A 26,500-nucleotide genomic window follows, 5' to 3' on the forward strand; every position below is an offset into this window, starting at 1 on the left:
AAGGTAACGCGCGGATGACCCAGAACGAAAAAATGAATGGAGGTGACGAACGATAAGGAGATTGCCGTGTTCCGTGCTGCTCTTTGTTTTCTGTCGTGCTTATTAGCCTCGGTGTTGTTTGCGCCCGCCGGGCTTGCGCAGACAGGCTCGCCGGCGCGTGCCGAGCAATATCAGCGCGAGGGCTGGAAGACCGATTTCTTCCGCTCCGAGATAGATCTGACCGAAATTCGTGATGGCGGCCCGCCGAAGGATGGTATCCCCGCTATCGACGATCCCCGCTTCGCCTCAGTCGCCAATGAAAGCGTACTCGACGACCGTGAGCCCGTCATTCCGGTGACGATCGGCGCCGAGACGCGAGCCTACCCGGTCCGCATCCTGATGTTCCATGAGATCGTCAACGACGATGTGGGCGGTGTGCCGGTCGCCGTAACCTACTGTCCTCTGTGCAATGCGGCGATCGTCTTCGACCGGCGGCTTGACGGAAGGGTGCTGGAATTCGGGGCCACCGGGAAGCTGAGGCATTCCGATCTGGTCATGTATGACCGGCAGACCGAGACCTGGTGGCAGCAATTCACGGGACAGGGTCTGGTTGGCGAACTTGCAGGCCGCTCGCTCGATATGATCCCCACAGGAATGGTCGCGTGGAGCGACTTCAGGAAGCGCCATCCCGAGGGCCACGTGCTTCAACCGCCAAAGACGGTTTTGGGTGACTACGGGCGTAACCCCTATGTCCGATACGACAGCGCCGCGCAGCCATTTCTGTACGACGGTCAAATGCCCGAGGATATCGGGCCGATGGAGCGGGTCGTCCTGGTTCGTGACGAAGCCGGAAAGCCTGTGACTGTAGTGACGATGAATGCACTGCGGGAAGCAGGTGCGATAGAGAGGAACGGGTACACGGTCAGCTGGAGCGCCGGACAAGCCTCTGCACTCGACGCCGAACGCATCGCTCAAGGCCGCGATGTCGGCAATGTACGGGTAACGGGGGCAGCCGGACGACCGGCTCTGCACGAGGTCACCTTCGCCTTCGTCGCCTACGCCTTCTACCCCGATCTTCCAATTCGATAGTCGACGGTTGCCATTCATCCGAAGTCGCGCGAAACAGCGACTATGCCGATGCCCATTCCGCCCCGCCGATCGCTGCTTATCGTTCCCGCGAGCAATGCCCGCGCTCTGGAAGCGTCCGATCGTGTCGCTGCGGACGGGATCGTCTACGATCTTTCCGAAACCGTCCTGCCTGCCGATAAGCCGGATGCGCGAGAGCGTCTGCGCGAGCATCTTGCCGCTTCGCGCTTTCCCGGTGAGCGGATCGTACGAATCAACGGACTCGACACCGCCTGGGGTACGGAGGATTTTCTCGCGGCCAGAGGCGCCGATGTCGACGCGATCCTGTTGCCGCGCGCCGAAGAGCCGGGTGTCGTCCGGCAGATCGTCACGGCGCTGCACGAGACCGACGCACCCGAAAGCTTCAAGCTTTGGGCGATGATCGAGACGCCGACGGGCGTTGCCAACGCCATGGCGATCGCGAACGAGAGTTCGGGCCGTCTATCGGCCATGGTCGCCGGTATCGGAACGCTCAAGATCGCATCCGGTATGCGCCCCGATCGCGACCGCACCGAGCTCATGCCATGGCTGACGACCATCGCGCTCGCCGCCAAAACCCATGGCCTCAGCGTGATCGACGGTCATTTTGCCGACGTGCGGGATGCGGAAGGTTTTTCGCGTGAATGCGCAAGCGCCCAGCGGCTCGGCTTCGATGGCAAGCTTGCGATCCATCCGCAGCAGATTAGCGAAGCCAACGAACGGTTTGCGCCGCCGCAGGCCGCGATCGATTGGGCCACGAAAGTGGTCGATGCGTTCTCATCCTCGCCCGACATCGAGGCCGGCGTCGCCGCTATGGATGGGCGCACCATCGACCGACTTCACCTGACAGAAGCCGACCGCATTCTGAAATTGCGCGACGCGATTGCGGCGAGACAGGACATGAAAGCAGAAAGCAAATGAAGCTCTATCGGTTTCTCAGCGGTCCGGACGACTCTTCATTCTGCCACAAGGTCTCGCTCGCGCTTTCAAAGGGCTGGGAGCTACACGGCTCGCCGACCTATGCCTTCGATCAGACAAGCAGCACGATGCGCTGCGGACAGGCGGTGACGAAGACGGTCGAGGGTAAGGACTACGATCCGGAGATGAAGCTCGGCGAGCAGTAGGATGGCCATGGTTGCTATCGCCCAGGGAATTTTCAATCCTCGGCTTTTCAATTGAGGCGCAGCGCGGCTGTCCTTCTTACGATTATGAAAGGCATTGCCGCACTCTGTCTCGTTATCGCGATCGCGATCGCACTGGGCGTTCTGGTTCCGCGCGGGAGAACCGTCGAACCCGATCGGTTGGGCCTGACGCGTAACATCCTGATACTTTCGAACGCCATTCACACCGATATTGCCCTGCCTCTCGATGACGCGACCCGGAGTGCCTTCGGCTTCGTCGAAACTGCTGGCCTTCCCATCGGGCGACGCGATGCCGAGTGGATCTTGATCGGCTGGGGGGGCGAACAGTTCTACGTGAACACGCCGACCTGGAACGAGCTCAAGCTCTTGCCGGTGGTCCTGTCGATTTTCGGCGACCAATCCGTCCTTCGCGTTGCCTTGACTGGCACGATCGATCCCGATGCGTCCTTCGTCCGGCCAGTGGCTCTGAGCGACCGGGAATATCGCAGGCTTCTCGACGCCATTCTTGAAAGCTTCAGGACCGAGCCAGGCGGCCGACGCACCGCGCTCGATGTATCCGGCTATGGCGATTTCGATCGGTTTTATCCCGCCAAGGGCCGATTTCAGGTGCTGTTCGGCTGTAATACTTGGACCGGGGACATGCTGCGCCGAGCAGGCCTTACCACTGGATGGTGGACGCCTCTGCCCTTTCTTCTCGATGCATCTCTCGACCTGCACGAGCCTCGCGCTGCCGATGAAGGGAACGGCTGAGCGCTCCTGCGCGTCTTCTCCTTGGAGAAATGCAATTCAGGGAGAGCCTCGATGTCGAGCACGAAGCAGTTGACCGATCACAACGCGATCCAGGCATGGGCGGCGGAAAGCCGAGGACGGCCGGCGATCGTCGCCGAAACGGAAGGCGAAGGCGGGCCGGGCCTCCTGCGCTTCGATCATGGTCAGGATAACGACGGGCTTGAGCCGGTCTCCTGGGATCGCTTCTTCGAAATCTTCGAGGAGCAGAAACTCGCCCTTCTCGTCGATGCATCGGGCGATAATTCGCAGTTCAACAAGTTCGTCAGCCGAGACTGACGAAACGCCTTCGCGGTTGCGTCCTTTCAATCCGTTGAAGTTCTCCGCGTTATAATATAACACCGATTATCTAGCGGATCACCGCGAACATCGGATGAGGACGTGACATGCTGACGGGTTCGGTCCTGAGTTTTCTGGTCTTCTTCGCGATCGTCTTCGTGGTCGCGATGAGCGGGGCGGTCTTTAAGCCGGGCCCATGGTACGAGCGGCTCGACAAGCCGTCCTGGACGCCGCCTAATTGGGCGTTCCCCACTGTCTGGACGGTTCTCTATCTTTTCATCGCGATCGCGGGATGGCGCGTCTATCAGGAGGCTGGACTGGTCGCCTTGCCCTTCGTGATCTACGGCGTGCAGCTGGCGCTTAACGCGGCGTGGTCGGCGCTCTTCTTCGGCATGCGGCGCGCAGATCTCGCCTTCGCCAATGTCGTCGCGCTCTGGTTTCTGGTCGCGGCGAATTTCTCTGTCTTCCTGCCGATCGATCTCTGGGCCGGGCTCCTGCTCGTTCCCTATCTCGCCTGGGTCACGGCGGCGGCCTGCCTCAACTATTCCGTCTGGCAGCGCAATCCGCAGGTCTTTTCAGGCCGCGCCGCCTGATTTTACCGGTTCTCGCGCGGCGGTGTTTCCATCCATTTGATGACGAGCATCGCCGGGATGATCCAGAGGAAGCCGGTCAGGAAGAAATAGGCGAGATGCACCCAGCCGCTCGACTCGGCAAAGAAGGCGACGGCGACAGTCGTCGCGATCAGCGCATAGACGATCACCAGGAAGATGATGATGATCGTTCCGATGAATTTCTTGAGGCGAACCGGCATGTCGCTCCTTCGTTGTCTCGCGACGGCTTGTGGCTCCGCCCGACTCCTTGCCCCTTAATGGCGACCTGCGCCCCGGATTTCCAGACATTTCCCATGTGACCGATCGCAATGCGTCCCCGTTGGACGCCTGACCGGATCGTATTGACGCAACCGCTGCGACGCAGATGCGGCTTGTTTCCGCCGACAATCGGATGCAAACGACGCCACATGAGTACCGCCACTTTCGAGCAGGCCGAACCACGGGCCGTTTCCTCCACAGGACGCAACCGCTTCTGGGTGCGTCTCTGGCTTCTCGTCGTCGTCGCCTTCGTCTTCGCGATCGTTACCGTCGGCGGCGCGACGCGGCTGACCGAGTCGGGGCTTTCCATCACCGAATGGAAGCCGATCCACGGCGTTATCCCGCCGCTTTCGGCCGCCGAATGGGAAGAGGAATTCACGCTGTACAAGCGCATTCCGCAATATCAGGAACTGAACCGGGGCATGAGCCTGTCGGAGTTCAAGACCATTTTCTGGTGGGAATGGGCGCATCGGCTACTTGCCCGCGGCATCGGCCTCGTCTTCGCGATCCCGCTCGTCTTCTTCTGGGCGACTGGCCGGCTGGAGCCGTTCCTGAAGCCGCGTCTTTCAGGGATTCTTGCCCTCGGCGCGATCCAGGGCGGTATCGGCTGGTGGATGGTCGCCTCGGGCCTCGTCGATCGGACGGACGTGAGCCAGTATCGGCTCGCCACACATCTGACCGTCGCTTCGCTCATTCTGGCGGCTTCGCTGTGGGTGGCCGAGGGCCTTAAGCGCCGAGATCCGGTGCCGCCGCCGACGCGCGGCTCGCTTGCCGTGGGCCTTGGGCTTGTCGCGCTGGTCATCCTGCAGATCTATCTCGGCGGTATCGTAGCGGGGCTCAATGCTGGCCTCATCTACAACACCTGGCCGCTGATGGACGGGGCATTCATCCCCGCCAATCTGTTCGGTCTTCAGCCGGCTTGGCTCAGCCTCTTCGAGGATCACCTGACGATCCAATTCGTCCACCGGATGACGGCCTATCTGATCTTCATCCTGACGTTGATTCATGCCATCGCCGCCCAGATGATATCGCCCGGCACGCGCCATTCGCGCACGGCCTGGATGCTGTTCGGCGCGGTCGTCGTTCAGGCGATGATCGGCATCGTGACGCTGCTTCTTGTCGTGCCGATCTCTTGGGCGCTGCTGCACCAATTCGGCGGCGTCGCGGTACTCGCCGTCGCGATCATCCATGCGCGCGGGCTCAAGGGCGAGTATCCGAAGCTAGCGACAGCGAGCCCGTAAAGTGTCCGCCGCCGCCGGGGCTTGTGAGACACTCACGCCTCGCCATCCATCAGGCGCTTGCGCAGAACCTCAATATGGTCTGGGCGGATTCCGCAGCAGCCGCCGATGATTTGGACGCCCCGCCGAACCCACCGCTCGGACGCATTCGCGTAGTCTTCGGTGGAGATGGCGTTTTCGTAGAGCCAGCGGCCTTCGTGATAGACAGCCGCATGGGCGTAGACCCCGACAGGGCCATTCCAGTACTTATCGGTCACGTCGAGGCACGCATCGATATGCCTCACATCCGTGTGCATGATTGAGACAAGGGGCACGTTTTCAGTCGCCAAGATGCTGAGCGCGTCGGCAAGGGGCTCTCCGTCCGGCTCGCCGAGGCTGAGACCGCGATCGCCCATGAGCCGCATTGTGCCGTCCGCCGCTGCGTCGCAGGATAGGCCGACCCAGATAGGCAGCCCACTCTCTCGCGCGCCACGCAGCGTCGTCTGCATTCGCGATACGCCGACCATCATCTCCAGCATAAGGAGATCCGCGCCCGCGTCCCGCATGATCGCGGTCTGCACGGCAACGCTGCGTTCCAGCCGTTCCAGCGGCGGGTGGCGATATGTCCACGACCAGTATGATACGCCACCGGCGATAGCCACACCGGGCGCATCCATTCGATCACGCGCTTCGACCGCGAGTTCTATGGCTCGACGATTGTAGTCGGCGAAACGCCCGGCTTCGCCCGCGTCCGTCAGGGCGTGATGGGTTGCGGCGAACGTGTTGGCGATGACGATCTCGGCTCCGTGGCAGATGTATTCCTCATGGATGCTACGGACGATGTTGGGATGGGACAGCGTTCCTCCACCGTTCCATGCTCCTGGGAGTTGCGGCACGCCGCGCCCCTCGATTTCGGTACCGGTCCCGCCGTCGATCAAGATGGTCTCGCCGGCGCTGATGCGAGCCATCAGTTCTTCGTAGCGCTTCATAGACGTCTCCTCCTCGCTCGTATTCGAGCTGCCGCCCATCCGGCTAAGAGACTGAAATATAAACGCGGAATTTGCACCTGCCATTTCGTTAGCAGGTTGATAGCTTCACAAACGGCGCGAGACGCGAGGGCAAATTGCCGCGAGTCCTTGCGCAAGGTCCGGTCGCGTCGTGGACTGAGGGCCTCTTGGTTTCGGATTGTCCCCAAATGGCGGTTCTTAAGTATCGCCGTTCCTCTACTTGATGATTTGCGAGGGAAATTTGAACTGATTGGAGATGGATATGACCGCAAGATCGATCGTAACCGCGACCGTTCTGCTCTGTCTGACATCCGCCACTGCCGTTGCCGGCGAAGCCGTGACATATCAAGCCGATGGCGCGGACTATGAAGGCTACTTCGCGCCCGCTTCGGGCGAAGGCGGCGGCAGCGGCCTCGTTCTCATCATCCACGATTGGGACGGCCTGACGGATTACGAACGCCAGCGCGCCGACATGTTGGCCGAAATGGGCTACGACGCCTTCGCCGTTGATCTCTACGGTGCCGGTAATCGTCCGGAGACGACCGAAGCCAAGAAGGCCGAGACTGGCAAGCTCTATGACGACCGAGAGGCGATGCGCAGCCGCATCTTGGCAGGCCTCGAAACCGCACGGGGCCAGTCCGAGGCGGACGAAGCCGTCGTCATGGGCTACTGTTTCGGCGGCGCGGCAGTTCTCGAGCTCGCCCGGTCCGGCCAGGCGAGCGATATCACCGGCTACGCCACCTTCCACGGCGGCCTCTCCACGCCCGAGGGCCAGAGCTACCCGTCGGACACCGCGCCGATTCTTATCGAACACGGCGGCGCTGATACGTCGATTTCCATCGCCGATGCCGCCGAACTCGCCAAGACGCTGGAAGACGCCGGCATCACCTACCAGCTCGACATCTATTCAGGCGCGCCCCACGCTTTCACGGTCATCGACTCTGACCGCTATCAGGAGCGGGCCGATAAGAAGTCGTGGATGAACTTCGAGGCGTTTCTGGAGGAGAATCTTGGCGAGGGAACAACTGCCGGCTGATCCTCACGGAAACAGCGGCAGCTGCTCCAGTCCGAGCGTCTCGTCCATGCCATAGGCGAGATTGAAGTTCTGGAGCGCCTGGCCGGCAGACCCCTTTACGAGATTGTCGAGGGTCGAGATGACGATGGCGCGGCCGGGGATTCGATCGGGGATCACGTTCATCGCCACATAGTTCGAGCCGCGCACCATCTGGGGCTGGGGCAGGGTCTCGCCGTCGAGAATGGTGACGAAGGGCTCGCCTGAATAGGCGCTGATCAATGCGTCCTTCAGGTCCGAAGCGCTGGCGCCGTTCTTCATGCGCACATAGCTGGTCGTCAGCTCGCCCCGGCTCATGGGGATCAGGTGAGGCGTGAAGTTCACCCGGAGGCCGTCGAGCTTGGCGGCTTTGCCGATTTCCTGCTCGATCTCGGCCATGTGCCGGTGCTTGCCGACGGCATAAGGCGACAGTCCTTCGCCGGCCTCGCAAAAGAGCGTGTTTTCCTTCAGGCCACGGCCGGCGCCCGACACGCCCGACTTGGCGTCGATGACGAGGTCCGTCGCATCGACCAGACCCTCTGCTGCCAGCGGAACAAGCGAGAGGAGAACTGCGGTCGGATAGCAGCCCGGGCAGGCGATCAGACGGGCCGCCGCGATCTCGTCGCGGTAGAGTTCGGTGAGGCCGTAAACCGCCTCCGGCTGAACTTCGGTCGCGATGTGATCGAGCCCATACCATTCCTTGTAGGCTGCCGGATCACGCAGCCTGAAATCGGCCGACATGTCGATGATCTTGACGTTCGGATGAGACTGGAAGATCTGCTTGGTGATCGCCTGGGTCGTGCCGTGCGGCAAGCCGCAGAAGACCGCATCGACCGAGGACCAGTTTGCATCGTCGATCGAGATCAAATCCGGCAGGTCCACATGGGAGAAGTGCCGGAACACGTCCTTAACTGGCTTGCCCGCATGGGCGTTCGCGGTCAGCACGGTGAGTTCGATCGCCGGATGACGCAACGCGAGGCGGATGAGATCCGCTCCCGTATAGCCGCTCGCGCCTAGAACTCCGACCTTGATCTTTTCCATCGTTTACTGGCCTTTTCGGGAAACTGTCTCGCGGCTCTGAGCAATGACCTGCCCGCGTCGTGATCAGGGCGATCCGCGACAAATCCGCAAGTTTTCGCGCCGAACAATACAAACTCGTTCTCGATGTCAAGAATTGCGCGGCTCGGTTCCTCGCCCGGTGCGCCTCAGGAAAATCGCCATCCCGAGAAGCGTCAGACCCGCAAGGGCGAACCAGGTCAGCGCATAGGAGAGATGAGAATTGTTGAACTGGGTGACCGTAAGCCCGCCGATCGGATAGCTTGGCTCCACGCCGGCAAGCGATTCTTCTCCGGAGCCTTCCGCATCGACGAAATAGGGTGCGATCGGGCCGGCTAAGCCTTGTGCCGCCGCGATCGCGGTCACGTCGCGCGAATACCAGCGCCCGGCATCCGGATCATTGCTTCTCAGGAATCCACCGCCCGGCTGGCTCATGCGCAGGAGCCCGTTCACAGTCACAGCGCCCTCGGGCGGAGCGATCTCGCCCGCGACTTCGCGCGACGGTACGAAGCCGCGATTGACGAGCACGGTGAAGCCTCGCCCGGTCTCGATCGGCGTCATCAGCCAGTAGCCAAGCCCGTAATCGGTCGTCGCCTGCGCGAGAGCGTCCGATCCCTTCATGAACTCGCCGGTAACCGACACATGGCGATATTCGTCGTCTTCGAACGAGAGAGACGGCCATCGATCAGAACCGGGAGCCTCGATCGGCGGGGCGCTCGCTCGCTCCTCGACCGCGGCGATGAGATCGAGTTTCCAGGTCCTGCGCTCGATCTGCCAAACGCCGAGACCGACGAAGATCGTAAAGAGTGCGATCGACAGGCATGCGACGAGGACCGAAACATGGTTACGTCGGAACCATGACATCCCTCTGCCTCGCGAACCCTGGTCTGCGTCGTCGCTTTCGGCCATGGCGCACAGTCATCCAGCTCTCTGTCGAGAGAACAGCTTGGTTCAGGAGCCGTTTCCGGACCGGGGAATGATCACGATATGGGGCCGGCCGTTCTCGCCGTGGATCGTTGTCCCCGGTGCCGTCTCCGGCTCGTTGCCGCTTTGTGACTCCGCCTCGGTCGGTCCCCCACCGGTCGTCTCGGACTCTTCGCCGGATGAAGTGGAAGGCTCCTGTTCGGGCGCCGATTCGCCGCCGCCAGCGGTTTCCGAGGATGCTCCGGCTGGAGCAACCTGTCCGGCTTCAGCTCCGGAGAGCGGTGGCGGGGTCGGCGCCTCGGGAGGTCCTTCCTCCGCGGCGTCGCTTTCAATCGGAGAGAGTTGATTGACCGGGGCCTGACCCGGAGCATCCGAGCCCGATCGGTGCTCCATCTCCATGTCGCCCATGGGCATCATGTTCTGGTTCAGGTGATACATAACCCAGAGCGAGCCTGAAATCGTGATGATCACCAGAACGGCGGTGAAGATCAGCGCCATGATCGTCCAGCCACCCTCGGACTTGGAGTCCATGTGGAGGAAGTAGATCATATGGACGAAGATCTGCGCCACTGCGAAGCCGGTGACGAGGAGCGCCGTCGTCACGCCGTCCTCGATCGGTCGGGCCATCACCAGCCAGAACGGGATCGCCGTCAGGATGACGGAGAGGACGAAACCGGTGAGATAGCCGCTCAGGGTCGCGTGGGCTTCGCCGCCCTCGGAATGGTCGTCGTGAGCGGCCGCATCGTGGTTTGCCGTCGACGCGTGGGAGCTGGTGCTCATCATATCATCCTGATGAGGTAGACGAAGGTGAAGACGCCGATCCAGACGACGTCGAGGAAGTGCCAGAACATCGACAGGCACATCACGCGTCGTCGATTTTCGGCGCCAAGGCCGTGCTTGGCGATCTGCGCCATAAGCGTGATCAGCCAGATAATGCCGAAGGTGACGTGCAGGCCGTGCGTGCCGACGAGCGTGAAGAAGGCGGACAGAAAACCGCTACGCTGCGGAGACGCGCCTTCTCCGATGAAGACACCGAACTCGTAAAGTTCGATGCCGAGGAAGAGTGCTCCGAAAATGCCAGTGACCGCCAGCCAGATGAGGACCATCTTGGTCTGGCGCGCCTGCATCGCGATCATGGCGAAGCCGTAGGTGATCGACGAGAAGAGAAGCATCGCCGTGTTCACGGCGAGGAGCGACAGTTCGAAAATGTCCTCCGGGCGCGGGCCGGCTGCGTAATTGGCACCCAGTACGCCGTAGGTCGCGAACAGGACCGCGAAGATGAGGCAGTCGCTCATCAGGTAGATCCAGAAGCCGAGCATGGTGCTCGCCCCCGGTTCGTGCTCGTGTTCGTCCAGTTCGAAGAACGACTCCGGCGGATTGCTATGGCTGTGGGCCGTGTGCGCCATGCCTCAGCTCCTCCCCGCCGCCAGAGACGCGTAGGCCTGTTCCGTTTCGGCGACTTCATGTGCGGGGATGTGATAGTCACGATCATAGTTGAACGTGTGCCAGATCGCATAGCCGATCAGCCCGAAGAAGCTGAGGGCGGCAAGCCACCAGATATACCAGATCAGCGCGAAGCCGCAGACCGTCGAGAGGCCGGCGAGGATGATCCCGGCCTCGGTGTTCTTCGGCATGTGGATGGGTTTGAATCCCTCCGCTGGCCGCTTGAAGTCGTTTCGCTTCATGTCGGTGAATGTGTCGAGATCGCGCACGATCGGCGTAAACGCGAAGTTGTATTGCGGCGGCGGTGAGGACGTCGCCCATTCGAGGGTCCGGCCGTCCCAAGGATCACCGGTGGTGTCCTTGAGGGCCTCCCGGTTGCGGAACGAGACGTAGAACTGGATCAGCAGCGCAGCGATGCCGCAGGCAATCATCAGTGCCCCGGCGGCTGCAATAACAAACCAGATCTGCAGCGACGGATCGTCGAACTCGCGCAGGCGGCGCGTCACGCCCATCAGGCCGAGCACGTAGAGCGGCATGAAGGCGAAGTAGAAGCCGACCACCCAGAACCAGAAGCTGACCTTGCCCCAGAAGACGTCGAGCTTAAAACCGAACGCTTTGGGGAACCAGAAGTTGATGGCCGCGAAGCAGCCGAAGAGCACGCCGCCGATGATCACGTTGTGGAAGTGGGCGACCAGGAATAGAGAGTTGTGAACCGTGAAATCGACCGGCGGAACGGCAAGGAGAACACCGGTCATGCCACCGATGACGAAGGTGACGATGAAGGCAATCGTCCACATCATCGGCAGTTCGAAGCGGATGCGGCCCTCATACATGGTGAAGAGCCAGTTGAAGACCTTAACCCCTGTGGGGATCGAGATGATCATCGTCGTGATCCCGAAGAAGGAGTTCACGCTCGCCCCGTTGCCCATGGTGAAGAAGTGGTGGAGCCAGACGAGGTAGGAGAGGATCGTGATCACCACGAGGGCGTAGACCATCGAGGTATAGGCGAAGAGGCGCTTGCCCGAGAAGGTGGACGTGATTTCGGAAAACACCCCGAAGAGCGGCAGGATGAGGATGTAGACCTCCGGATGGCCCCAGATCCAGATGAGGTTGAAATACATCATCGAATTGCCGCCGAGGTCATTCGTGAAGAAGTGCATTCCGGCGTAGCGGTCAAGCGACAACAGGACGAGCACGGCGGTCAGCACCGGGAAGGCGGCGATGATGAGGACATTGGTGCACAGCGAGGACCAGACGAAGACCGGAAGCCGCATCATCGTCATGCCCGGAGCGCGCATCTTGATGATGGTGACGAGCAGATTGACGCCTGACAGAAGCGTTCCGACGCCCGCGATCTGGAGGCCCCAGATATAGTAGTCGACGCCGACGCCCGGACTGAATTCCGCCCCAGAGAGCGGCGGGAAGGCCAGCCAGCCGGTGCGCGCGAATTCGCCGACGAAGAGCGAAAGCATGATCAGGACCGCGCCGCCCGCCGTCATCCAGAACGAGAAGTTGTTGAGGAATGGGAAGGCGACGTCCCGCGTGCCGATCTGCAGCGGGATGATGTAGTTCATGATGCCGGTGATCAGCGGCATGGCGACGAAGAAGATCATGATCACGCCATGGGCTGTGAACACCTGATCGTAGTGATGGGCGGGAAGGAAGCCCTCATTGCCGCCGAACGCGATCGCCTGCTGCGCGCGCATCAGAAGCGCGTCTGCAAAGCCGCGCAGCAGCATGACGATGGCGAGGATGATGTACATCACGCCGATCCGCTTGTGATCGACGCTCGTCAGCCACTCGTGCCAGAGATAGCCCCACCAGCGGTAATATGTGATGGCGCCAATAAGCGCCGCTCCGCCGATCAGGACACCGAGGAAGGTCACGACCAGAATCGGCTCGTGATAGGGGATCGCATCGAGGGTGAAGCGTCCGAAGATCAATCGCGAAAGATCGGTATTGGCAAACATGTCAGGGTCTCCGACCGATGGGAGCTCGGTTTCGGCCGGCGCCGATGCCGGTATGGGCTCGACGCTCTCTCAATGGGATTGATTCAGCTGGGGTGGTGCGATCGAATCCGCACCGTTGCCGCCGCCGTTCTCCAGCATACGATCGGTATGCGGGACGCGCCCGGAAGCCGGCGCCGTAGCGCCTTGCGGTGAATGCGGGTCGAATTCGTCGATCGGGAAGTGGTCGTATCTTAGTGCATCGACGTCCACATGCGCTTCCTCGCCGCCAGGCTCGCCGCGATTGATGTTCGATATCTCCTGAACGCACATCTTCCCGTCCTGCACGCACATGCCGAGAATGCGCTGGTAGAGCCCGTGTTGCACCGAAGAAAAATACCGAACCGGATCGGCCTCGCTCGGATAGGCGAGCCGCAGATAGGATTGCTGGTTCAATTCGTCGTCCGCCTGGCGCACCTTCTCGACCCAGGCTTCGAAGTCCTCGGGCGTTTGGCCGTGGAATTTGAAGCGCATGTCGGAGAAGCCGGCACCGTTGTAATGCGAGGCAAAGCCGTCATAGACGCCTTCCTTGTTGACGACGGCGTGGAGCTTCGTCTCCATGGCCGGCATGGCGTAGATCATGCCCGCGAGCGTCGGCACATAGAAGGCGTTCATCACCGATTCGGCCGTCAGCTCAAAACGAATTGGTCTGTCGACGGGAGCAGCCAATTCGTTGACCGTGGCGATGCCGTATTCCGGATAAAGGAACAACCATTTCCAGTTCAGCGCGACCACCTCGACGACAAGCGGTTCGCCTTCGGTATCGACGCTTTCGCTGGTGGTGATCTCGTCGAGCGGGCGGTACGGATCGAGAAGATGAGTGCCGACCCAGGTCACCGCGCCGAGAACCACGATGATGAGCAGCGGCGCGCCCCAGACGGCGAGCTCCAGCTTGGTCGAATGATCCCAGTCCGCCTGATAGCGCGCTGTCTTGTTCGTTGCACGGTAGCGCCAGGCGAAGATCAATGTCATCGCGATGACGGGAATGATGATGAGAAGCATCAGGCCGGTCGCGATCAGCAGCATATCGCGCTGGCGCGCCGCGATGTCGCCATCCGGAAACAGCACGACCAGATCACCGCAGGCGCTGAGAAGCATCGGAAGCGGCAGAACGGCGAGGAAACGGAAAAGTCGCAAGGGGCCACACCCGCGATGATCATGACAGGAACGAGCAGCAATCCCGACATGCGCCGGGCATTGACTGCCGTGGAATGCTGGTATTCAACAATTCAAGCGCCGCCTCAACCCCCAATCGAGCGGGCGCGTTGTTGCGCGGGGCGTCGTATCGCCGCCGCGACACGGTTATGAGCATGAGGTCGTGGGATGAGCGAAGCAACGGCGGTCGGAGCGGTCGGGAGCGAAATCGCCACGAGCCGGCATGGACTGAATCCGAGCGACATTTCGGTGGGCGTCGTCATCGGTCGTACGTCTGAATTCTTCGATTTCTTCGTCTTCGCAATCGCTTCGGTTCTGGTGTTCCCGCGGCTCGTTTTTCCTTTCGTCGATCAGGTAACGGGCACGCTCTATTCCTTCGCGCTGTTCGCGCTGGCCTTCATGGCGCGGCCACTCGGCAGCTGGATCTTCATGACGATCGATCGCCGTCACGGCAAAGGCACCAAGCTTACGATCGCGCTCTTCCTGCTCGGCACATCCACGGTCGTCGTAGCGTTCCTGCCGTCCTACGAGCAGGTCGGTGCGTTCTCGATCTGGCTTCTCGCGCTTTTCCGCATCGGCCAGGGTATTGCGATCGGTGGCACTTGGGACGGGCTATCTTCGCTTCTGGCGATGAACGCGCCGGAGAAGCATAAAGGCTGGTGGGCGATGGTCCCGCAGCTCGGCGCGCCGTTCGGTTTGATCCTAGCATCGGGTCTTTTCGCGTTTTTCCACGGATTTCTGCCTGACGAAGAGTTCATGAGCTGGGGCTGGCAATTCCCCTTCTTCGTCGCCTTCGCGATCAACGTGGTCGCGCTTTTCAGCCGGTTGAGAATCGTTGCGACTCCGGAATACATCCATCAGTTCCAGCGCCGCGAATTGCAGGCGACCCGTGTGCGCGCGACCTTCAAAGCCTATGGCAAGGTCATCATTGTGGGGGCCTTCGCGCCGCTCGCGAGCTTTGCCATGTTCCACATGGTAACCGTGTTCCCGCTATCCTGGGTCGAACTTTATTCTGGCGAAAGCATCACCCGCTTCCTCATCATCGAGGGTGTGGGGGCCGCCGTCTGCGCGGGCTCGGTTGTCGCGTCCGGCCTGCTTGCCGACCGGTATGGCCGGCGAACTCTCCTCAGCGCGATGGCGCTTCTGATCGCGGTCTTCAGCGGCTTCGCGCCGTCGATGCTCGCCCAGGGGGAAGCAGGCGAGGTGGTCTATATGATCGCCGGTTTCGTGATTCTCGGCCTTTCCTTCGGCCAATGCTCCGGCGCGGTCGCGTCGAACTTCCCAACCAAATACCGCTATACCGGCTCCGCATTGGTTTCGGACCTCGCATGGCTTTTTGGCGCAGGGCTGTCGCCCTTCGTCGCGCTTTATCTTACCGAAAAGCTGGGTCTGATCGCGGCGGGTGGATATCTGCTTTCAGGCGCTCTCTGCACGCTCCTCGCGCTCCGCTACAACGAGATGCTGGAACACCGCGAATAGCATCGCCGGGCAAGGGCAGGGCGCTATTCGCTTCAATTCGCGTGGCGAACCGGACCTATCGACACATCATCGGGCGCATAAAGACGAGCCTGCATTAATCGGCTGCGCGTGGAAGATGCTGCGAGCCGCAGCTTAAGCCGGAAGCAATTTCGCGCCGATTTTCGGTTTTAGGCTTTCTGAGAAAATGGTCGGAGTGGCAGGATTCGAACCTGCGACCCCCTCGTCCCGAACGAGGTGCGCTACCAGGCTGCGCTACACTCCGACTACACCGGTATTCGCGCTGAAATCGACCGGATGAGCGCCCATATAACCGCTCGGTCCCGGTGCCGCAAGCGCCTTCTGCCATGAAACTTCGGGGTGATCCGAGGGCTTCATTCCCGCGCTTGATTCCGCCCATTCAGCGCGCTTTCAACCAGCTGTCACGCCTTGTCGCTCTGTTTCCACGCCGGCGATCGCATTGGCGAAATCCTTCGCCTTGAAGGGTTCGAGATCGTCGATGCCTTCGCCGACGCCGACGAAATAGACCGGCAGTTTGTGCTTCGCCCCGATCGCGACGAGGATGCCGCCGCGTGCGGTGCCGTCGAGCTTGGTCATGACGAGGCCGTTCACACCCGCGACGTTCCGGAAGATGTCCACCTGATTCATCGCGTTCTGGCCGGTGGTCGCATCCAGGGTCTGGAGCACGGTGTGCGGGGCATCGGGATCGCGCTTTTGCAGGACGCGGATGATCTTTTCGAGCTCGGCCATCAGTTCGGCCTTGTTCTGGAGCCGCCCCGCCGTGTCGATGATGAGAACGTCCGACTTGTTCTTCACCGCGACATCGTAGGCATCATAGGCAAGGCCGGCCGCGTCCGCCCCGATCTGACGCGCGACGACCTCTGAATTGGTCCGCTCGCCCCAGATCTTGAGCTGTTCGACGGCGGCTGCGCGGAAGGTGTCACCAGCCGCGAGCGTCACGCTGATGCCCGCACGCGTCAGCTTGGCCGCGAGTTTGCCGATTGTCGTCGTTTTGCCGGTGCCGTTGACGCCGACCACGAGGATGACGTGCGGCACCTTTTCAAGATCGAGCTCCAGCGGTTGGGCCACCGGATCGAGGGTCTTCTCGATCTCCTCTGCGAGCACGCGCTTTACTTCCGAGCCGGAGATTTCCTTGCCATAGCGGCCGTCGGAGAGCCTGTCCGTGATCCGCATGGCGGTTTCGACACCAAGATCGGCCTGGATGAGAACATCCTCGAAATCCTGAAGCACGTCCTCGTCGAGCTTGCGCTTCGTAAAGATCGAGGTGATCGAGCCGGTAAGGTTGGATGAGGACCGACCAAGGGCCTCGCGCAGCCGCTGCAGCCAAGGCAGTTTCGGCGCTGCCGCGACGCTCTCGTCCTCGCGTCTGGCCTCTTCACGCAGGCGAAAGCCGGCGTCGCCGGAGACTTCGGGGAGGGGGCGGTCGCGGGTGATGGCGCTTGAGCGCGGTGCATCCTCGTCTTCATCCGCCGGCAGATCGCTGTCGAGCCAGGAAAAATCCGACTGTTCGGCTTCATCGTTCTCTACGGCGTCGTCACTGCGGAGAAACTCAGGTTCCTCGGCGGTGTCGGGAAGGTCTGGGTGATGTTCACCGGCTTCGGGAACCGAAGTCGGGGGCCCATCGCCTTCGTGGTCGTGAACAGGATTGAGGCTGTGTTCGCGCGGCTCCGCCGAATCCTCAGCCTCCCGTTCCGCTATCGGCTCGGGCGAAGCGTCATCCGAATCGGACCAGCGCTCGTCTGCCTCTTCGACGGGCGCATCGAGGAAGCTGAAATCTTCCGGCTGCGGCTCGCGTTCGGCGCTAGTTTCTGGCTCTTCGTCGCTATCGAGAAAGCTGAAATCGGAGCTTTTCTCGCCTTCAGACGGCTCGTTTAGCTCCAGCTGCTCCGCTGCGCTGTTTTTTTTTGAGCCGAGCCTTCCGAATCCGCGTCGTCGGAAGCCTGCTGTTCCATCTCTTTGACAGGCGTCACGCCGCCATTCTCGGAACTCTCGGCACCCGCTTCGGAATCGGCGACGACGGTCGCTGCCGATGTGGGCCGCGCGTCGGGATCGGGCGCGTCCTCGCGGCCGACCTCGGTATCGTTCGGGCGCGGCGTCTGGCCGTGTTCAGGCGTGCGTTCTTCCTCGCTCGCGGATCCAAACGAAAAGATGCGTTTGAAGAAGCCCTTCTTCTCGGCCATGGCGTATCGTCATCCTTTCAACGATCGGGGTCGGTTGCACCGGAACTTGGCGACCTGCCGTCAAAACACAAGCGGTGCGGCATCAAGCATTCCGTCGTGCGCACCAGTAATTCTAGCAGCGACCAGCGATCCGGGAAGGCCGGCCGCGATCCTGCAAAGGGTGAAGTCCTCGGCCCGGCCAATGCCCTCGCGCTCGACCAGGATCGAGTGCTGCGTGCCGATTTGCCGCGCAAGATGCTGCGCGAATGCGTCCTCGCCAGCGGCACGGAGCCGGGCGGCACGCTCCTTGACGATGGTCTTCGGCAGCTGCGGCATCCGTGCGGCTGGCGTGCCCTCGCGCGGTGAAAACGGGAAGACGTGCAGGAAGGTGAGGCCGCACTCGTCGACCAGCTTCAGCGTGTTCTCGAACATTGCATCGGTCTCGGTCGGAAAACCGGCGATGAGATCGGCCCCGAAGACGATGTCCGGGCGCTTTGCCCGCATTTCCTGGCAGAATGCGATCGAATCGGCCCTGAGATGCCGGCGCTTCATGCGCTTCAGGATCATGTCGTCGCCGGCCTGCAGCGACAGATGGAGATGCGGCATCACGCGGCGATCGCAGGCGATCGCCTCGATCAGCGCCTCATCCGCCTCCACGCTGTCGATCGATGAGAGGCGCAGGCGCGGCAGGTCCGGCACGTTCTTGAGAATCGACTGGATGAGCCTGCCGAGCTTCGGTGCGCCGGGAAGGTCCGCGCCCCAGCTCGTCATGTCGACGCCAGAGAGCACGACCTCGTTATAGCCAGTCGCGACCAGCCGCTTCACCTGCTCGACCACCGCACCCATCGGCACGGAGCGCGAATTGCCCCGGCCATAGGGGATGATGCAGAAGGTGCAGCGATGGTCGCAGCCGTTCTGAATTTGAACGATGGCCCGTGCGCGGCCCTCGATCGCATCGACCATATGGCCGGCGGTCTCGGTCAAGCTCATGATGTCGTTGACCTTGACCTTTTCCTCCGCCGCGACCCCGAAGTCCGGAAGCGCCGCGTAACTCTCCGCCTTCAGCTTCTCGTCATTGCCGATGACGGCATCGACCTCGGCCATCTGGGCAAAGCGTGCAGGCTCGGTCTGCGCCGCGCAGCCGGTGACGACGATGCGCGCGTCCGGGTTTTCCCGGCGCGCCTTGCGGATCTGCTGGCGCGCCTGGCGGACGGCCTCGGCGGTGACGGCGCAGGTGTTGAAGACGATTGCAGGCCGCTCGCCCGCGCCGAGCCCTGCGGCGCTGGCCTCGCGCTTCATTACCTCGGCTTCGTAGGTGTTGAGGCGGCAGCCGAAGGAGACGACGTCGACACCCATCAGGCGGGCTCCGCTTCCTCTTGGGCGTCGCGCGCGAACTCGCCGGTCGCGGGATCGAGCCGGCCCGACCACATCCATGTCGCAGGGCCGGTCATCATCACCTTGTCGTCCTCGCGCCATTCGATGAGCAGATCACCGCCCGGCACGGTGACGGTGACGCTTCGGTCCGTCCGTCCGGTCCGCGCGGCGGAAACGGCAGCGGCGCAGGCGGCCGAGCCGCAGGCGAGCGTCAGACCGACACCGCGCTCCCAGGTGCGCAGAGTGAGGGCATTCGATGCGGTGACCTGAGCGATCGAAATATTGGCCCGCTCCGGAAAGATCGGATGATGTTCAAGAACCGGACCGAAGCGCTCCAGATCGTAGCTCCAGACGTCGTTCTTCACCCAGAAGATCGCATGCGGATTGCCCATGGACGCGACCGACGGTGAATGCAGCAAGGGCGCATCGATCGGGCCGATCTGGAGTTCAATCGCGCGGGTATCGCGGAATTCCTCGGCGAGCGGAATATCCTCCCAGCCGAAGCGTGGCCGGCCCATGTCGACGGTTATCATGCCGTCTTCCGCCTCATGAGCGGTCAGAATCCCGGCGCGGGTCTCGAAGGTGAAATCCCGCTGTCCGCTCTCGCTGCCGAGCGCCTGGACGACGCAGCGTGTGCCGTTGCCGCAGGCCTCGGCCTCCGAGCCGTCGCGGTTGATAATACGGATAAGGGCGTCTGTGCCGTCGAGGCGCGGATCGTGGATCGCCATGATCTGGTCGAAACGGGTTGCCTCATGGCTTGCGAGCGCGCGTGCGGCTTCGGGTGAGATACGCGTCTTCGAGCCGCGCAGATCGGCCACAACGATCTCGTTGCCGAGCCCGTTCATACGCGCAAAAGGCACGCTCATCCGTGCGTTCTGGTCGGTGTTTCCGCTCATGGCCGCTATATGGCTGAACGTTCGCGGGATTGAAAGTCGTCGCGCGAACCCAGGCGTGACAAGGCGGCCAGTGACCAAGCCAGTTTCAAGGATGGGGCAGCCTGACTGGCCGCACTCAACGACATTCGACTCGAATTTTCTTTGAAAGTCGGTCGGGTCAGCCACTGACGGTTAAATCTAACCTCAGTGATCCAATTCAGCGCTATCTCACGGCCAAATTCCACTCTAATTGCGGGTAGGCTGCGACACAATGGCCTAGTTTATTGAATACCGAGGAACGATGGATGGCTCATCCGGCAAACGACAATCGGTTCTTTCGCCTCAGAAAGGATTGGGTTTCCGTCTTGCTCGCTTGGTGTGGCCTCGCTGGCTTTTGCGCCATCTTCTGGGTCGGGTTGAAATGTATCTTCATCACGATATTCGATTGAAAAAACTGGATTTTAGGCCGGTTTCGGTTTCCGGGACATGAGCAGGGCCGGCTTTTTTCGAACGGGATAACGCTATCCTCGTCGTAACATGCGGTAATGCCGTGGGCGGAAGCCGGATGTGAAATCCAGCCGGCCACGTTCGTTGCCGCGCGCCTCTACGACTTGCGCTCCGGCCTGGAATATCTGGCCGGAGCGCGATGTCGGTCGATCAGTTGCCGCCGGAAGAGCCTTCGCCGCCACCACCGGACTCACCCCCGCCGCCGGACTCGCCGCCACCACCGGCATCGATGTTCACGTCGGGGGCTTCGATGCTGACATCTCCACCGCCACCCGATGAGCCACCGCCGAACAGGCCTCCACCGAAGGCAAAGAAAGCTCCGATCAGGATCACGACGAGAAGGATACCCGCGATCAGCCAACCGCCTCCGCCGCCGCCACTGCCTCCACTGGAGCCTCGATCATTGTTCACGATGACGGTGCGGTCGCGCGGTTCATTCGGCGGATTGGTGTTGCTCATTGGGTAGACCTTTTCGGGAGTGTTCGATTTCGAACTGCGAAACGCCGGTCCGTAAATCCCGTTCCCAAAGCCCTGATGAAAGGGTTAGCGGAGATCGAAATCGGCTTTCGCCGCAGATCATTTCACTTTGCTGTGCTGGGACTCTTCGCAGGCGCACAATGCTGGTATGTCCACGATAATCATGGCTGATCGCACCGTTCTCCGCGGATCGGCCGCCCGATAGGCCACTCAACACCTGCATTGCACCGCATGACCGAACTCTTGTCCTTTCTCGCCCGCAACGGCCGCTGGATCGCCGGCGGTTTTCTCCTGTGCTTCTTCTCCTCTTTCGGGCAGACCTTCTTCATCGCGCTGTCGAATGCAGAGATCAGAGAGGCGTTCGATCTCAGCCATGGGGATTTCGGCGTCCTCTACATGATGGCGACCCTCGGCAGTGCGGCGACGCTGCCCTTTCTCGGCGGGCTCCTCGATCGCTTTTCGATCATGGCGGTCGCAATCGGCGTGATGGTGATGCTGGCGGTGGCGAGCCTTGCCCTGCCGCTCGCGGGCTCGATCGTCACGCTCGTTCTTGCACTTTATCTCCTGCGCCTCTTCGGCCAGGGCATGATGACCGAGATTGCCCACACCGCGATCGGCAAGTGGTTCGTCGCGAGCCGGGGGAGGGCGATTTCCATTTCGAGCCTCGGCCAGCATGTGGGGACGGCAATCTTCCCGTTCCTGTTCGTCGCCGCGTCGTCCCTCTTTGGCTGGCGAGGCGCGTGGATGGCCGGCGCTGCCGTTATGCTGGTGCTCGCCCTGCCGCTGATCGCCGGCCTCGTCATGCGCGAGCGGGACCCGCTTACGGCCGAACCGCCAAGCCATGACAAGACACCGATCCGCGACTGGTCGCGCCGCGAAGTTCTCGCCGATCCGAAATTCTATGCCGCATTGATCGGCGTCCTCGCCCCGCCCTTCATCGGCACGACGATCTTCTTCCATCAGGTTTATCTGACCGAGCTGAAGGGCTGGCCGCTGGAGGTCTTCGCCCTCGGCTTTGCGGTGATGAGCCTCACCACCGTCGCAGCGACGCTTATCGCCGGCTCATTGGTCGACCGCTACACCTCGGTGCGACTCCTGCCGAGCTTTCTCGTGCCGCTTGGTATCGCGTGCTTCGTCGCGGCCTGGGGCACCGGCCTCTGGACGATCTTCGTCTTCATGGCTCTTCTCGGCATTTCGATGGGCCTCTCCTCGACCCTCGTCGGCTCTCTGTGGCCAGAGCTCTACGGCGCCGCCCATCTCGGCGCGATCCGCTCGATCGTGATTTCGGCGGCCGTGCTCGCCACCGCCGTCGGGCCGGGCATCACCGGCTATCTCATCGATCACGACGTCGCCTACGAAGCCCAGCTCGCTGCCATGGGCCTCTACAGCTTCCTCGCCTCGATTGTGATGCTGACACTGTCACGCCGCATCGTGGCCGAGCGGGTTGCACACGCGCATTGAGTCACATTGCTTATGAGTACTGACCGAGCCGCCTCAAGCGCAATTGACGCAGAGATGCGCCGCCGGGTCGATCTCCAGTCGGCCTGAGGCAATAGGTTCGTCGCATTCGTGGCAGTAGCCGTAGTCGCCGTCCTCGATACGGGCGAGCGCCCTGCGAATTTTCTGAATGCGATCGCGTCGGCGCCGCTCCACGGCCTGCGCCATCTGCTGCACCTGCATGGCGTCCATGCGCGAGAGCCGGCCGACGCTCTGCTGGTCGAGCTCCACCGGCGCGCGGTTCTCGCTCGCGTCTTCCGAGAGCGTGGTCAGCTCTTCGAGCTCTGTTTCGAGGCGCTTTTGGAATTTATCGGTGTCGATCCCGTCCTCGGACGGCGTGGTCATTGCTTGCCTCCCGGTTGGCATTTCGACTTTCGCAACTGTCTCACGTCCATGGGTCGGCGACGCGAAGGCCTGCACACTCGCCGGTGCCCTTGTGTCACTTCTCCCAGTCCGTCCCGATCGCCTTGCGGTCGAGGTCGTCGGCCTGGCCCTTGATATCCTCAGCTTCCGCGTGGTCGTCGCCGTTCGGCTTTTCGACCTCGTCGATCACCGTCGGCGTCGAGGTAAGGGCGAGCTTGAAGAAGATCGGGAAGTGATCCGACTTGATGTGCTCGCAGCGCGTGATGCTGACGAGCGAGAAGTGCTCGTCGTGAAAGAGATGGTCGAGCGGCCAGCGCAGGACGGGATAGCGTGCATCGAAGGTGTTGTAGAAGCCGCGGCCGACGCGCGGATCGAGCAGCTGCGACAAGCGCTGGAAGAGCCGCGTCGTGTGCGACCATGCGACATCGTTAAGATCGCCGCAGACGATGGACGGCATGCCGTCGTCCTTGGCGAGCTTCGCCACGCGTATGAGCTCGGCGTCTCGGCCAGCTGAATCGGCGTTCGGCACCGGCGGCTCGGGGTGGACGCAATAGATGCGGAAAGTCTCGCCGTTCCTCAGCCGCACATCGCAGATGAAGCACGGGACCTTTTCCATGGTGAGATATTCGACCTCGACCTTTTCGAAGGGCAGGCGCGAATAGAGGATCATCCCATAGGAATTGTCGTAAGGTCGCGAAATGACGTGCGGATAGCTTTCAGCGAGCGGCGAAAGCCCCTCGGCCCAGGGCTCGTCGGTTTCCATGAAGAGTGCGAGATCGGCGTCGGCCCGGCGTGCCATTCCAAGGCAGCGCTCATAGTCGCGGTTCGACATCTTCACATTGCAGGAGAGTACCGACACCACGTTGTCGCCATTGACGTCGCCGTCATAGACATGGCTCTGCTGCTTCCGGATAGGCGTAAACTGGCCGATCATGTAGGCGTGAATGCCCAGCACCACGATGAAGGTGGCGAGCAGCGGATAGAGCCAGACCGGATCGGTCACGAATACCGGCGTTGCCAGCAGGCAGACAAAGGCGATCGCCACCATCTGGAGCCGCGGAAACTCGCACATGCGCACGACGCCGTGGGAGACGCGCGAGAAGGGAATAAGCGCCGCGAGGCCGAGCAGGACGGCGAGCACGGTCAGAATGGTCAAGGCTATCAAATTCGTCTCGCTTGTAGTCGAAGTTCGTCGGCCCTTCGTAATCCGACAGCTAGAACACGAGGGCGGGACGTAAACGTGCGATATGTAAGCAGACCTTTCGTCGGCTGGCCGCTGCGCTCCTTTCGCGCGTTCGGTTGACTTTATGGCCGGGCTCGTGCTTTAGCCCCGTTTGATCTCACGCGTTCATCGTCGTCTTCAGATCCGCCGACCGGGCCCCTTTCTCCGAAGAGCCGCCCGGAGGTCACCATCCGCCAGCGAGTTTCGCCCGCGGATGGCGTTTTGCTATGGGCCTATCCCATCGCATTCGGGTTTGCGAGACGGAGGCGGACGCGCCACCTTGTCGGAAGACGTGTCCTTCGACCAGGGAAAGGTGAACCATGTTCGATAGTCTCCAGGACCGCCTCGGGTCCATTCTGAACGGTCTGACCGGCCGCGGCGCGCTCTCCGAAAAGGATGTGAGCGCGGCCCTGCGCGAGGTCCGCCGTGCCTTGCTGGAGGCCGACGTCGCGCTGGAAGTGGTGCGCGAATTCACCGAGCGCATCAGGGCCAAGGCCGTCGGCGCCGAGGTTCTGAAATCGATCAAGCCCGGCCAGATGGTCGTCAAGATCGTCCATGACGAGCTGATCGAGACGCTGGGTTCGGAAGGCGTCACGATCGATCTCAACGCGCCGGCCCCGGTCACGCTGATGATGGTCGGCCTTCAGGGCTCGGGTAAGACGACGACCACCGGCAAGATCGCCAAGCGCCTGAAGGAGAAGCAGCGCAAAAAGGTGCTGATGGCTTCTCTCGACACGCGCCGTCCGGCTGCGCAGGAGCAGCTGAAGGTCCTTGGCGAGCAGACGGGCGTCGACACCTTGCCGATTATCGCCGGGCAGGGCCCTGTCGAAATCGCGGTGCGCGCCGAACAGGCCGCACGCCTCGGCGGCTACGACGTCGTCATCCTGGATACGGCCGGCCGCACCCATATCGACGAGCCGCTGATGGTCGAGATGGCCAACATCAAGGCCCGGACCAAGCCGCACGAAATCCTGCTCGTCGCCGACAGCCTCACCGGTCAGGATGCGGTCAATCTCGCCCGTTCCTTCGACGAGCGCGTCGGCGTCACCGGCATCGTGCTGACCCGCGTCGATGGCGACGGGCGCGGTGGTGCGGCGCTTTCGATGCGCGCGGTCACCGGCAAGCCGATCAAGCTCATCGGCGTTGGCGAGAAGATGGATGCGCTGGAGGACTTCCATCCCTCGCGCATCGCCGACCGTATCCTCGGCATGGGCGACATCGTCTCGCTGGTGGAAAAGGCCGCCGAGAACATCGACGCGGAAAAAGCCGCGGCGATGGCCAAGAAAATGCAGGCCGGCAAGTTCGACCTGAACGATCTCGCCGATCAGATCCGCCAGATGCAGACCATGGGCGGAATGGGCGGCATGATGGGCATGATGCCCGGCATGGGCAAGATGAAGGACCAAATGGCTTCGGCCGGTCTCGACGACAAGATGCTCAAGCGCCAGCTCGCCATCATCGGCTCGATGACGCCGAAAGAGCGCTCCCATCCCGACCTCCTCAAGCATAGCCGCAAGAAGCGCATCGCGGCCGGCTCAGGCACGAATTCCGCCGAGATCAACAAGCTTCTCAAGATGCACCGTCAGATGGCCGACCTCATGAAGACCATGGGGAAGAAGGGCAAAGGCGGCATGATGAAGCAGATGATGGGCGGCCTCGCCGGCAAGATGGGCATGGGCGGCGGCATGCCGGGGGGAATGGGCGGCATGCCCGATCTCTCCAAGATGGACCCGAAGCAGATCGAGCAGATGGCGAAAGCCATGCAGCAGGGCGGCGCGCCCGGCATGCCCCCGATGCCCCCCGGCATCGGCGGCCCCGGCGGCCTGCCCGGATTGCCGGGTTCCGGCGGCGGCATTCCGGGACTGCCCGGCCTGCCGGGGAAGAAGAAATAGCCGGCCTCCCACCGGTTCGAATTGACCACAAAACCAAAAGAATGGCGGCCGCTCGAAGCGATCCGCCCATGAAAGAAGGAAGACTAGAATGCCTGTGAAACTTCGCCTTGCCCGCGCCGGCTCGAAGAAGCGTCCTTACTACCACATCGTCGCCGCCGACGTGCGTGCGCCGCGTGACGGCCGCTTCATCGAGCAGCTCGGTTCCTGGAACCCGATGCTGCCGAAGGACGGCAACCGCGTGACGCTGAACGAAGAGCGCATCAAGCACTGGCTCGCCAACGGTGCCGAGCCGACCGACCGCGTGCTGCGCTTCCTCGATCAGGCCGGCATCGCCAACCGCCCCGAGCGCAAGAACCCGAAGAAGGCCGAGCCCGGCAAGAAGGCGCAGGAGCGCGAAGCCGAGCGCAAGCAGCGTGAAGCCGACGCCAAGGAAGCCGAAGAGCAGGCCAAGGCCGACGCCGCGGCTGCCGAGAGCGCTCCGGCCGAGGAAGAGGCCGCATCGGCCGAGTAATTTTCAGGGGTTTCTTCGAAGCCTCATGACGGCGCGAAGGTCGAAAGACTTTCGCGCCGTTTTTCGTTTGGCGCTTTGGCCGTCATGCCTGAGGACCTGCCTGGGTCA

Annotated in this window: 27 protein-coding genes, 1 tRNA gene and 1 pseudogene; 13 read left to right on the top strand and 16 right to left on the bottom strand. The window is 62.0% G+C overall.

The features are described from left to right. The first annotated feature begins 36 nt into the window (after window positions 1-36). From ABRA89_RS17065 to ABRA89_RS17090, 6 genes are all read left to right on the top strand, one after another. Window positions 37-1,068 (top strand): DUF3179 domain-containing protein, encoded by a 1,032-nt coding sequence (locus ABRA89_RS17065; RefSeq protein ID WP_349942701.1) that lies wholly within the window; start codon window positions 37-39, stop codon window positions 1,066-1,068. Between the two features lie 48 nt (window positions 1,069-1,116). Continuing rightward, window positions 1,117-2,004, top strand: coding sequence for an HpcH/HpaI aldolase/citrate lyase family protein (locus ABRA89_RS17070; protein ID WP_349942702.1), 888 nt, complete (start codon window positions 1,117-1,119; stop codon window positions 2,002-2,004). Then, window positions 2,001-2,207: a DUF1737 domain-containing protein gene (locus tag ABRA89_RS17075; RefSeq protein WP_349942703.1), complete on the top strand. Its 207-nt coding sequence runs from the start codon at window positions 2,001-2,003 to the stop codon at window positions 2,205-2,207. The genes ABRA89_RS17070 and ABRA89_RS17075 overlap by 4 nt, the downstream gene beginning before the upstream one ends. 84 nt (window positions 2,208-2,291) lie before the next feature. Further along, window positions 2,292-2,975: a TIGR02117 family protein gene (locus tag ABRA89_RS17080; protein WP_349942704.1), complete on the top strand. Its 684-nt coding sequence runs from the start codon at window positions 2,292-2,294 to the stop codon at window positions 2,973-2,975. Window positions 2,976-3,026: 51 nt separating this feature from the next. Then, window positions 3,027-3,290, top strand: coding sequence for a hypothetical protein (locus ABRA89_RS17085; RefSeq protein ID WP_349942705.1), 264 nt, complete (start codon window positions 3,027-3,029; stop codon window positions 3,288-3,290). 107 nt (window positions 3,291-3,397) lie between these two features. Then, window positions 3,398-3,883 (top strand): TspO/MBR family protein, encoded by a 486-nt coding sequence (locus tag ABRA89_RS17090; protein ID WP_349942706.1) that lies wholly within the window; start codon window positions 3,398-3,400, stop codon window positions 3,881-3,883. Window positions 3,884-3,885: 2 nt separating this feature from the next. Here ABRA89_RS17090 and ABRA89_RS17095 read toward each other — a convergent pair whose 3' ends face one another. Next, window positions 3,886-4,101 carry a DUF2842 domain-containing protein gene (locus ABRA89_RS17095; RefSeq protein ID WP_349942707.1) on the bottom strand — a complete coding sequence of 72 codons (216 nt, stop codon included), beginning with the start codon at window positions 4,099-4,101 and terminating at the stop codon, window positions 3,886-3,888. Window positions 4,102-4,308: 207 nt separating this feature from the next. Between ABRA89_RS17095 and ABRA89_RS17100 the strand changes: the two genes are divergently transcribed. Next, a complete protein-coding gene (locus tag ABRA89_RS17100; RefSeq protein ID WP_349942708.1) occupies window positions 4,309-5,400 on the top strand; it encodes a COX15/CtaA family protein in 1,092 nt (363 codons plus the stop codon). A 32-nt stretch (window positions 5,401-5,432) separates the two neighbouring features. On the opposite strand, the gene ABRA89_RS17105 is transcribed toward ABRA89_RS17100, so the two are convergent. Further along, the gene (locus tag ABRA89_RS17105) at window positions 5,433-6,365 is read right to left on the bottom strand and encodes a homocysteine S-methyltransferase family protein (RefSeq protein ID WP_349942709.1); all 933 of its coding nucleotides are present in this window, start codon (window positions 6,363-6,365) and stop codon (window positions 5,433-5,435) included. A 280-nt stretch (window positions 6,366-6,645) separates the two neighbouring features. Between ABRA89_RS17105 and ABRA89_RS17110 the strand changes: the two genes are divergently transcribed. After that, entirely contained in the window at window positions 6,646-7,419 is a 774-nt protein-coding gene (locus tag ABRA89_RS17110; RefSeq protein ID WP_349942710.1) for a dienelactone hydrolase family protein, read from the top strand. A gap of 3 nt (window positions 7,420-7,422) precedes the next feature. Here ABRA89_RS17110 and argC read toward each other — a convergent pair whose 3' ends face one another. From argC to cyoA, 6 genes and pseudogenes are all read right to left on the bottom strand, one after another. After that, window positions 7,423-8,475 carry an N-acetyl-gamma-glutamyl-phosphate reductase gene (gene argC, locus ABRA89_RS17115; RefSeq protein ID WP_349942711.1) on the bottom strand — a complete coding sequence of 351 codons (1,053 nt, stop codon included), beginning with the start codon at window positions 8,473-8,475 and terminating at the stop codon, window positions 7,423-7,425. A gap of 126 nt (window positions 8,476-8,601) precedes the next feature. After that, window positions 8,602-9,354: an SURF1 family protein gene (locus tag ABRA89_RS17120; protein WP_349942712.1), complete on the bottom strand. Its 753-nt coding sequence runs from the start codon at window positions 9,352-9,354 to the stop codon at window positions 8,602-8,604. Between the two features lie 444 nt (window positions 9,355-9,798). Next, window positions 9,799-10,194: pseudogene (gene cyoD, locus ABRA89_RS17125) on the bottom strand (cytochrome o ubiquinol oxidase subunit IV); the annotation flags it as partial. Then, window positions 10,194-10,820: a cytochrome o ubiquinol oxidase subunit III gene (gene cyoC / locus ABRA89_RS17130; protein WP_349942713.1), complete on the bottom strand. Its 627-nt coding sequence runs from the start codon at window positions 10,818-10,820 to the stop codon at window positions 10,194-10,196. The pseudogene cyoD and the gene cyoC, both read right to left, overlap by 1 nt. A gap of 3 nt (window positions 10,821-10,823) precedes the next feature. Further along, window positions 10,824-12,827 carry a cytochrome o ubiquinol oxidase subunit I gene (cyoB, locus tag ABRA89_RS17135; protein WP_349942714.1) on the bottom strand — a complete coding sequence of 668 codons (2,004 nt, stop codon included), beginning with the start codon at window positions 12,825-12,827 and terminating at the stop codon, window positions 10,824-10,826. 69 nt (window positions 12,828-12,896) lie between these two features. Continuing rightward, on the bottom strand, window positions 12,897-14,000 hold the full coding sequence (gene cyoA / locus ABRA89_RS17140) for a ubiquinol oxidase subunit II (RefSeq protein WP_349942716.1): 1,104 nt from the start codon (window positions 13,998-14,000) through the stop codon (window positions 12,897-12,899). Between the two features lie 186 nt (window positions 14,001-14,186). Here cyoA and ABRA89_RS17145 point away from each other — a divergent pair, with 186 nt between their 5' ends. After that, window positions 14,187-15,497: an MFS transporter gene (locus tag ABRA89_RS17145; protein WP_349942717.1), complete on the top strand. Its 1,311-nt coding sequence runs from the start codon at window positions 14,187-14,189 to the stop codon at window positions 15,495-15,497. Window positions 15,498-15,682: 185 nt separating this feature from the next. Here ABRA89_RS17145 and ABRA89_RS17150 read toward each other — a convergent pair. Next, window positions 15,683-15,759 (bottom strand) — tRNA-Pro (locus tag ABRA89_RS17150). A gap of 146 nt (window positions 15,760-15,905) precedes the next feature. Further along, complete coding sequence (ftsY, locus tag ABRA89_RS17155; RefSeq protein ID WP_463671313.1) at window positions 15,906-16,991, bottom strand: signal recognition particle-docking protein FtsY; 1,086 nt, start codon at window positions 16,989-16,991, stop codon at window positions 15,906-15,908. A gap of 108 nt (window positions 16,992-17,099) precedes the next feature. On the opposite strand from ftsY, the gene ABRA89_RS20450 reads away from it, so the two are divergent. After that, window positions 17,100-17,390 carry a hypothetical protein gene (locus tag ABRA89_RS20450; RefSeq protein WP_463671310.1) on the top strand — a complete coding sequence of 97 codons (291 nt, stop codon included), beginning with the start codon at window positions 17,100-17,102 and terminating at the stop codon, window positions 17,388-17,390. Here ABRA89_RS20450 and ABRA89_RS17160 read toward each other — a convergent pair. The 4 genes from ABRA89_RS17160 to ABRA89_RS17175 all read right to left on the bottom strand — a co-directional run bounded on the left by ABRA89_RS17160 (window position 17,387) and on the right by ABRA89_RS17175 (window position 20,889). Then, window positions 17,387-17,695, bottom strand: a complete 309-nt coding sequence (locus ABRA89_RS17160) for a hypothetical protein (protein ID WP_349942718.1) — start codon at window positions 17,693-17,695, stop codon at window positions 17,387-17,389. The two genes, ABRA89_RS20450 and ABRA89_RS17160, sit on opposite strands and share 4 nt — an antisense overlap. Window positions 17,696-17,755: 60 nt before the next feature. Next, entirely contained in the window at window positions 17,756-19,030 is a 1,275-nt protein-coding gene (mtaB, locus tag ABRA89_RS17165; protein WP_349942719.1) for a tRNA (N(6)-L-threonylcarbamoyladenosine(37)-C(2))-methylthiotransferase MtaB, read from the bottom strand. After that, entirely contained in the window at window positions 19,030-19,944 is a 915-nt protein-coding gene (dapF, locus tag ABRA89_RS17170) for a diaminopimelate epimerase (RefSeq protein WP_349942720.1), read from the bottom strand. Before dapF ends, mtaB begins: the two co-directional genes overlap by 1 nt. 636 nt (window positions 19,945-20,580) lie before the next feature. Then, on the bottom strand, window positions 20,581-20,889 hold the full coding sequence (locus ABRA89_RS17175) for a hypothetical protein (RefSeq protein ID WP_349942721.1): 309 nt from the start codon (window positions 20,887-20,889) through the stop codon (window positions 20,581-20,583). A gap of 249 nt (window positions 20,890-21,138) precedes the next feature. On the opposite strand from ABRA89_RS17175, the gene ABRA89_RS17180 reads away from it, so the two are divergent. Beyond that, window positions 21,139-22,368, top strand: a complete 1,230-nt coding sequence (locus ABRA89_RS17180) for an MFS transporter (protein ID WP_349942722.1) — start codon at window positions 21,139-21,141, stop codon at window positions 22,366-22,368. 33 nt (window positions 22,369-22,401) lie between these two features. Here ABRA89_RS17180 and ABRA89_RS17185 read toward each other — a convergent pair whose 3' ends face one another. Further along, on the bottom strand, window positions 22,402-22,749 hold the full coding sequence (locus ABRA89_RS17185) for a TraR/DksA family transcriptional regulator (protein WP_349942723.1): 348 nt from the start codon (window positions 22,747-22,749) through the stop codon (window positions 22,402-22,404). Window positions 22,750-22,843: 94 nt separating this feature from the next. After that, a complete protein-coding gene (locus tag ABRA89_RS17190) occupies window positions 22,844-23,923 on the bottom strand; it encodes an endonuclease/exonuclease/phosphatase family protein (RefSeq protein ID WP_349942724.1) in 1,080 nt (359 codons plus the stop codon). 386 nt (window positions 23,924-24,309) lie between these two features. Here ABRA89_RS17190 and ffh point away from each other — a divergent pair, with 386 nt between their 5' ends. Both ffh and rpsP read left to right on the top strand, forming a co-directional pair. Beyond that, entirely contained in the window at window positions 24,310-25,881 is a 1,572-nt protein-coding gene (gene ffh, locus ABRA89_RS17195) for a signal recognition particle protein (RefSeq protein WP_349942725.1), read from the top strand. A gap of 88 nt (window positions 25,882-25,969) precedes the next feature. Beyond that, window positions 25,970-26,392, top strand: a complete 423-nt coding sequence (gene rpsP / locus ABRA89_RS17200; protein ID WP_349942726.1) for a 30S ribosomal protein S16 — start codon at window positions 25,970-25,972, stop codon at window positions 26,390-26,392. Window positions 26,393-26,500: the final 108 nt, after the last annotated feature.

Source organism: Fulvimarina thalattae (assembly GCF_040239565.1).
Taxonomy (GTDB): Bacteria; Pseudomonadota; Alphaproteobacteria; order Rhizobiales; family Rhizobiaceae; genus Fulvimarina.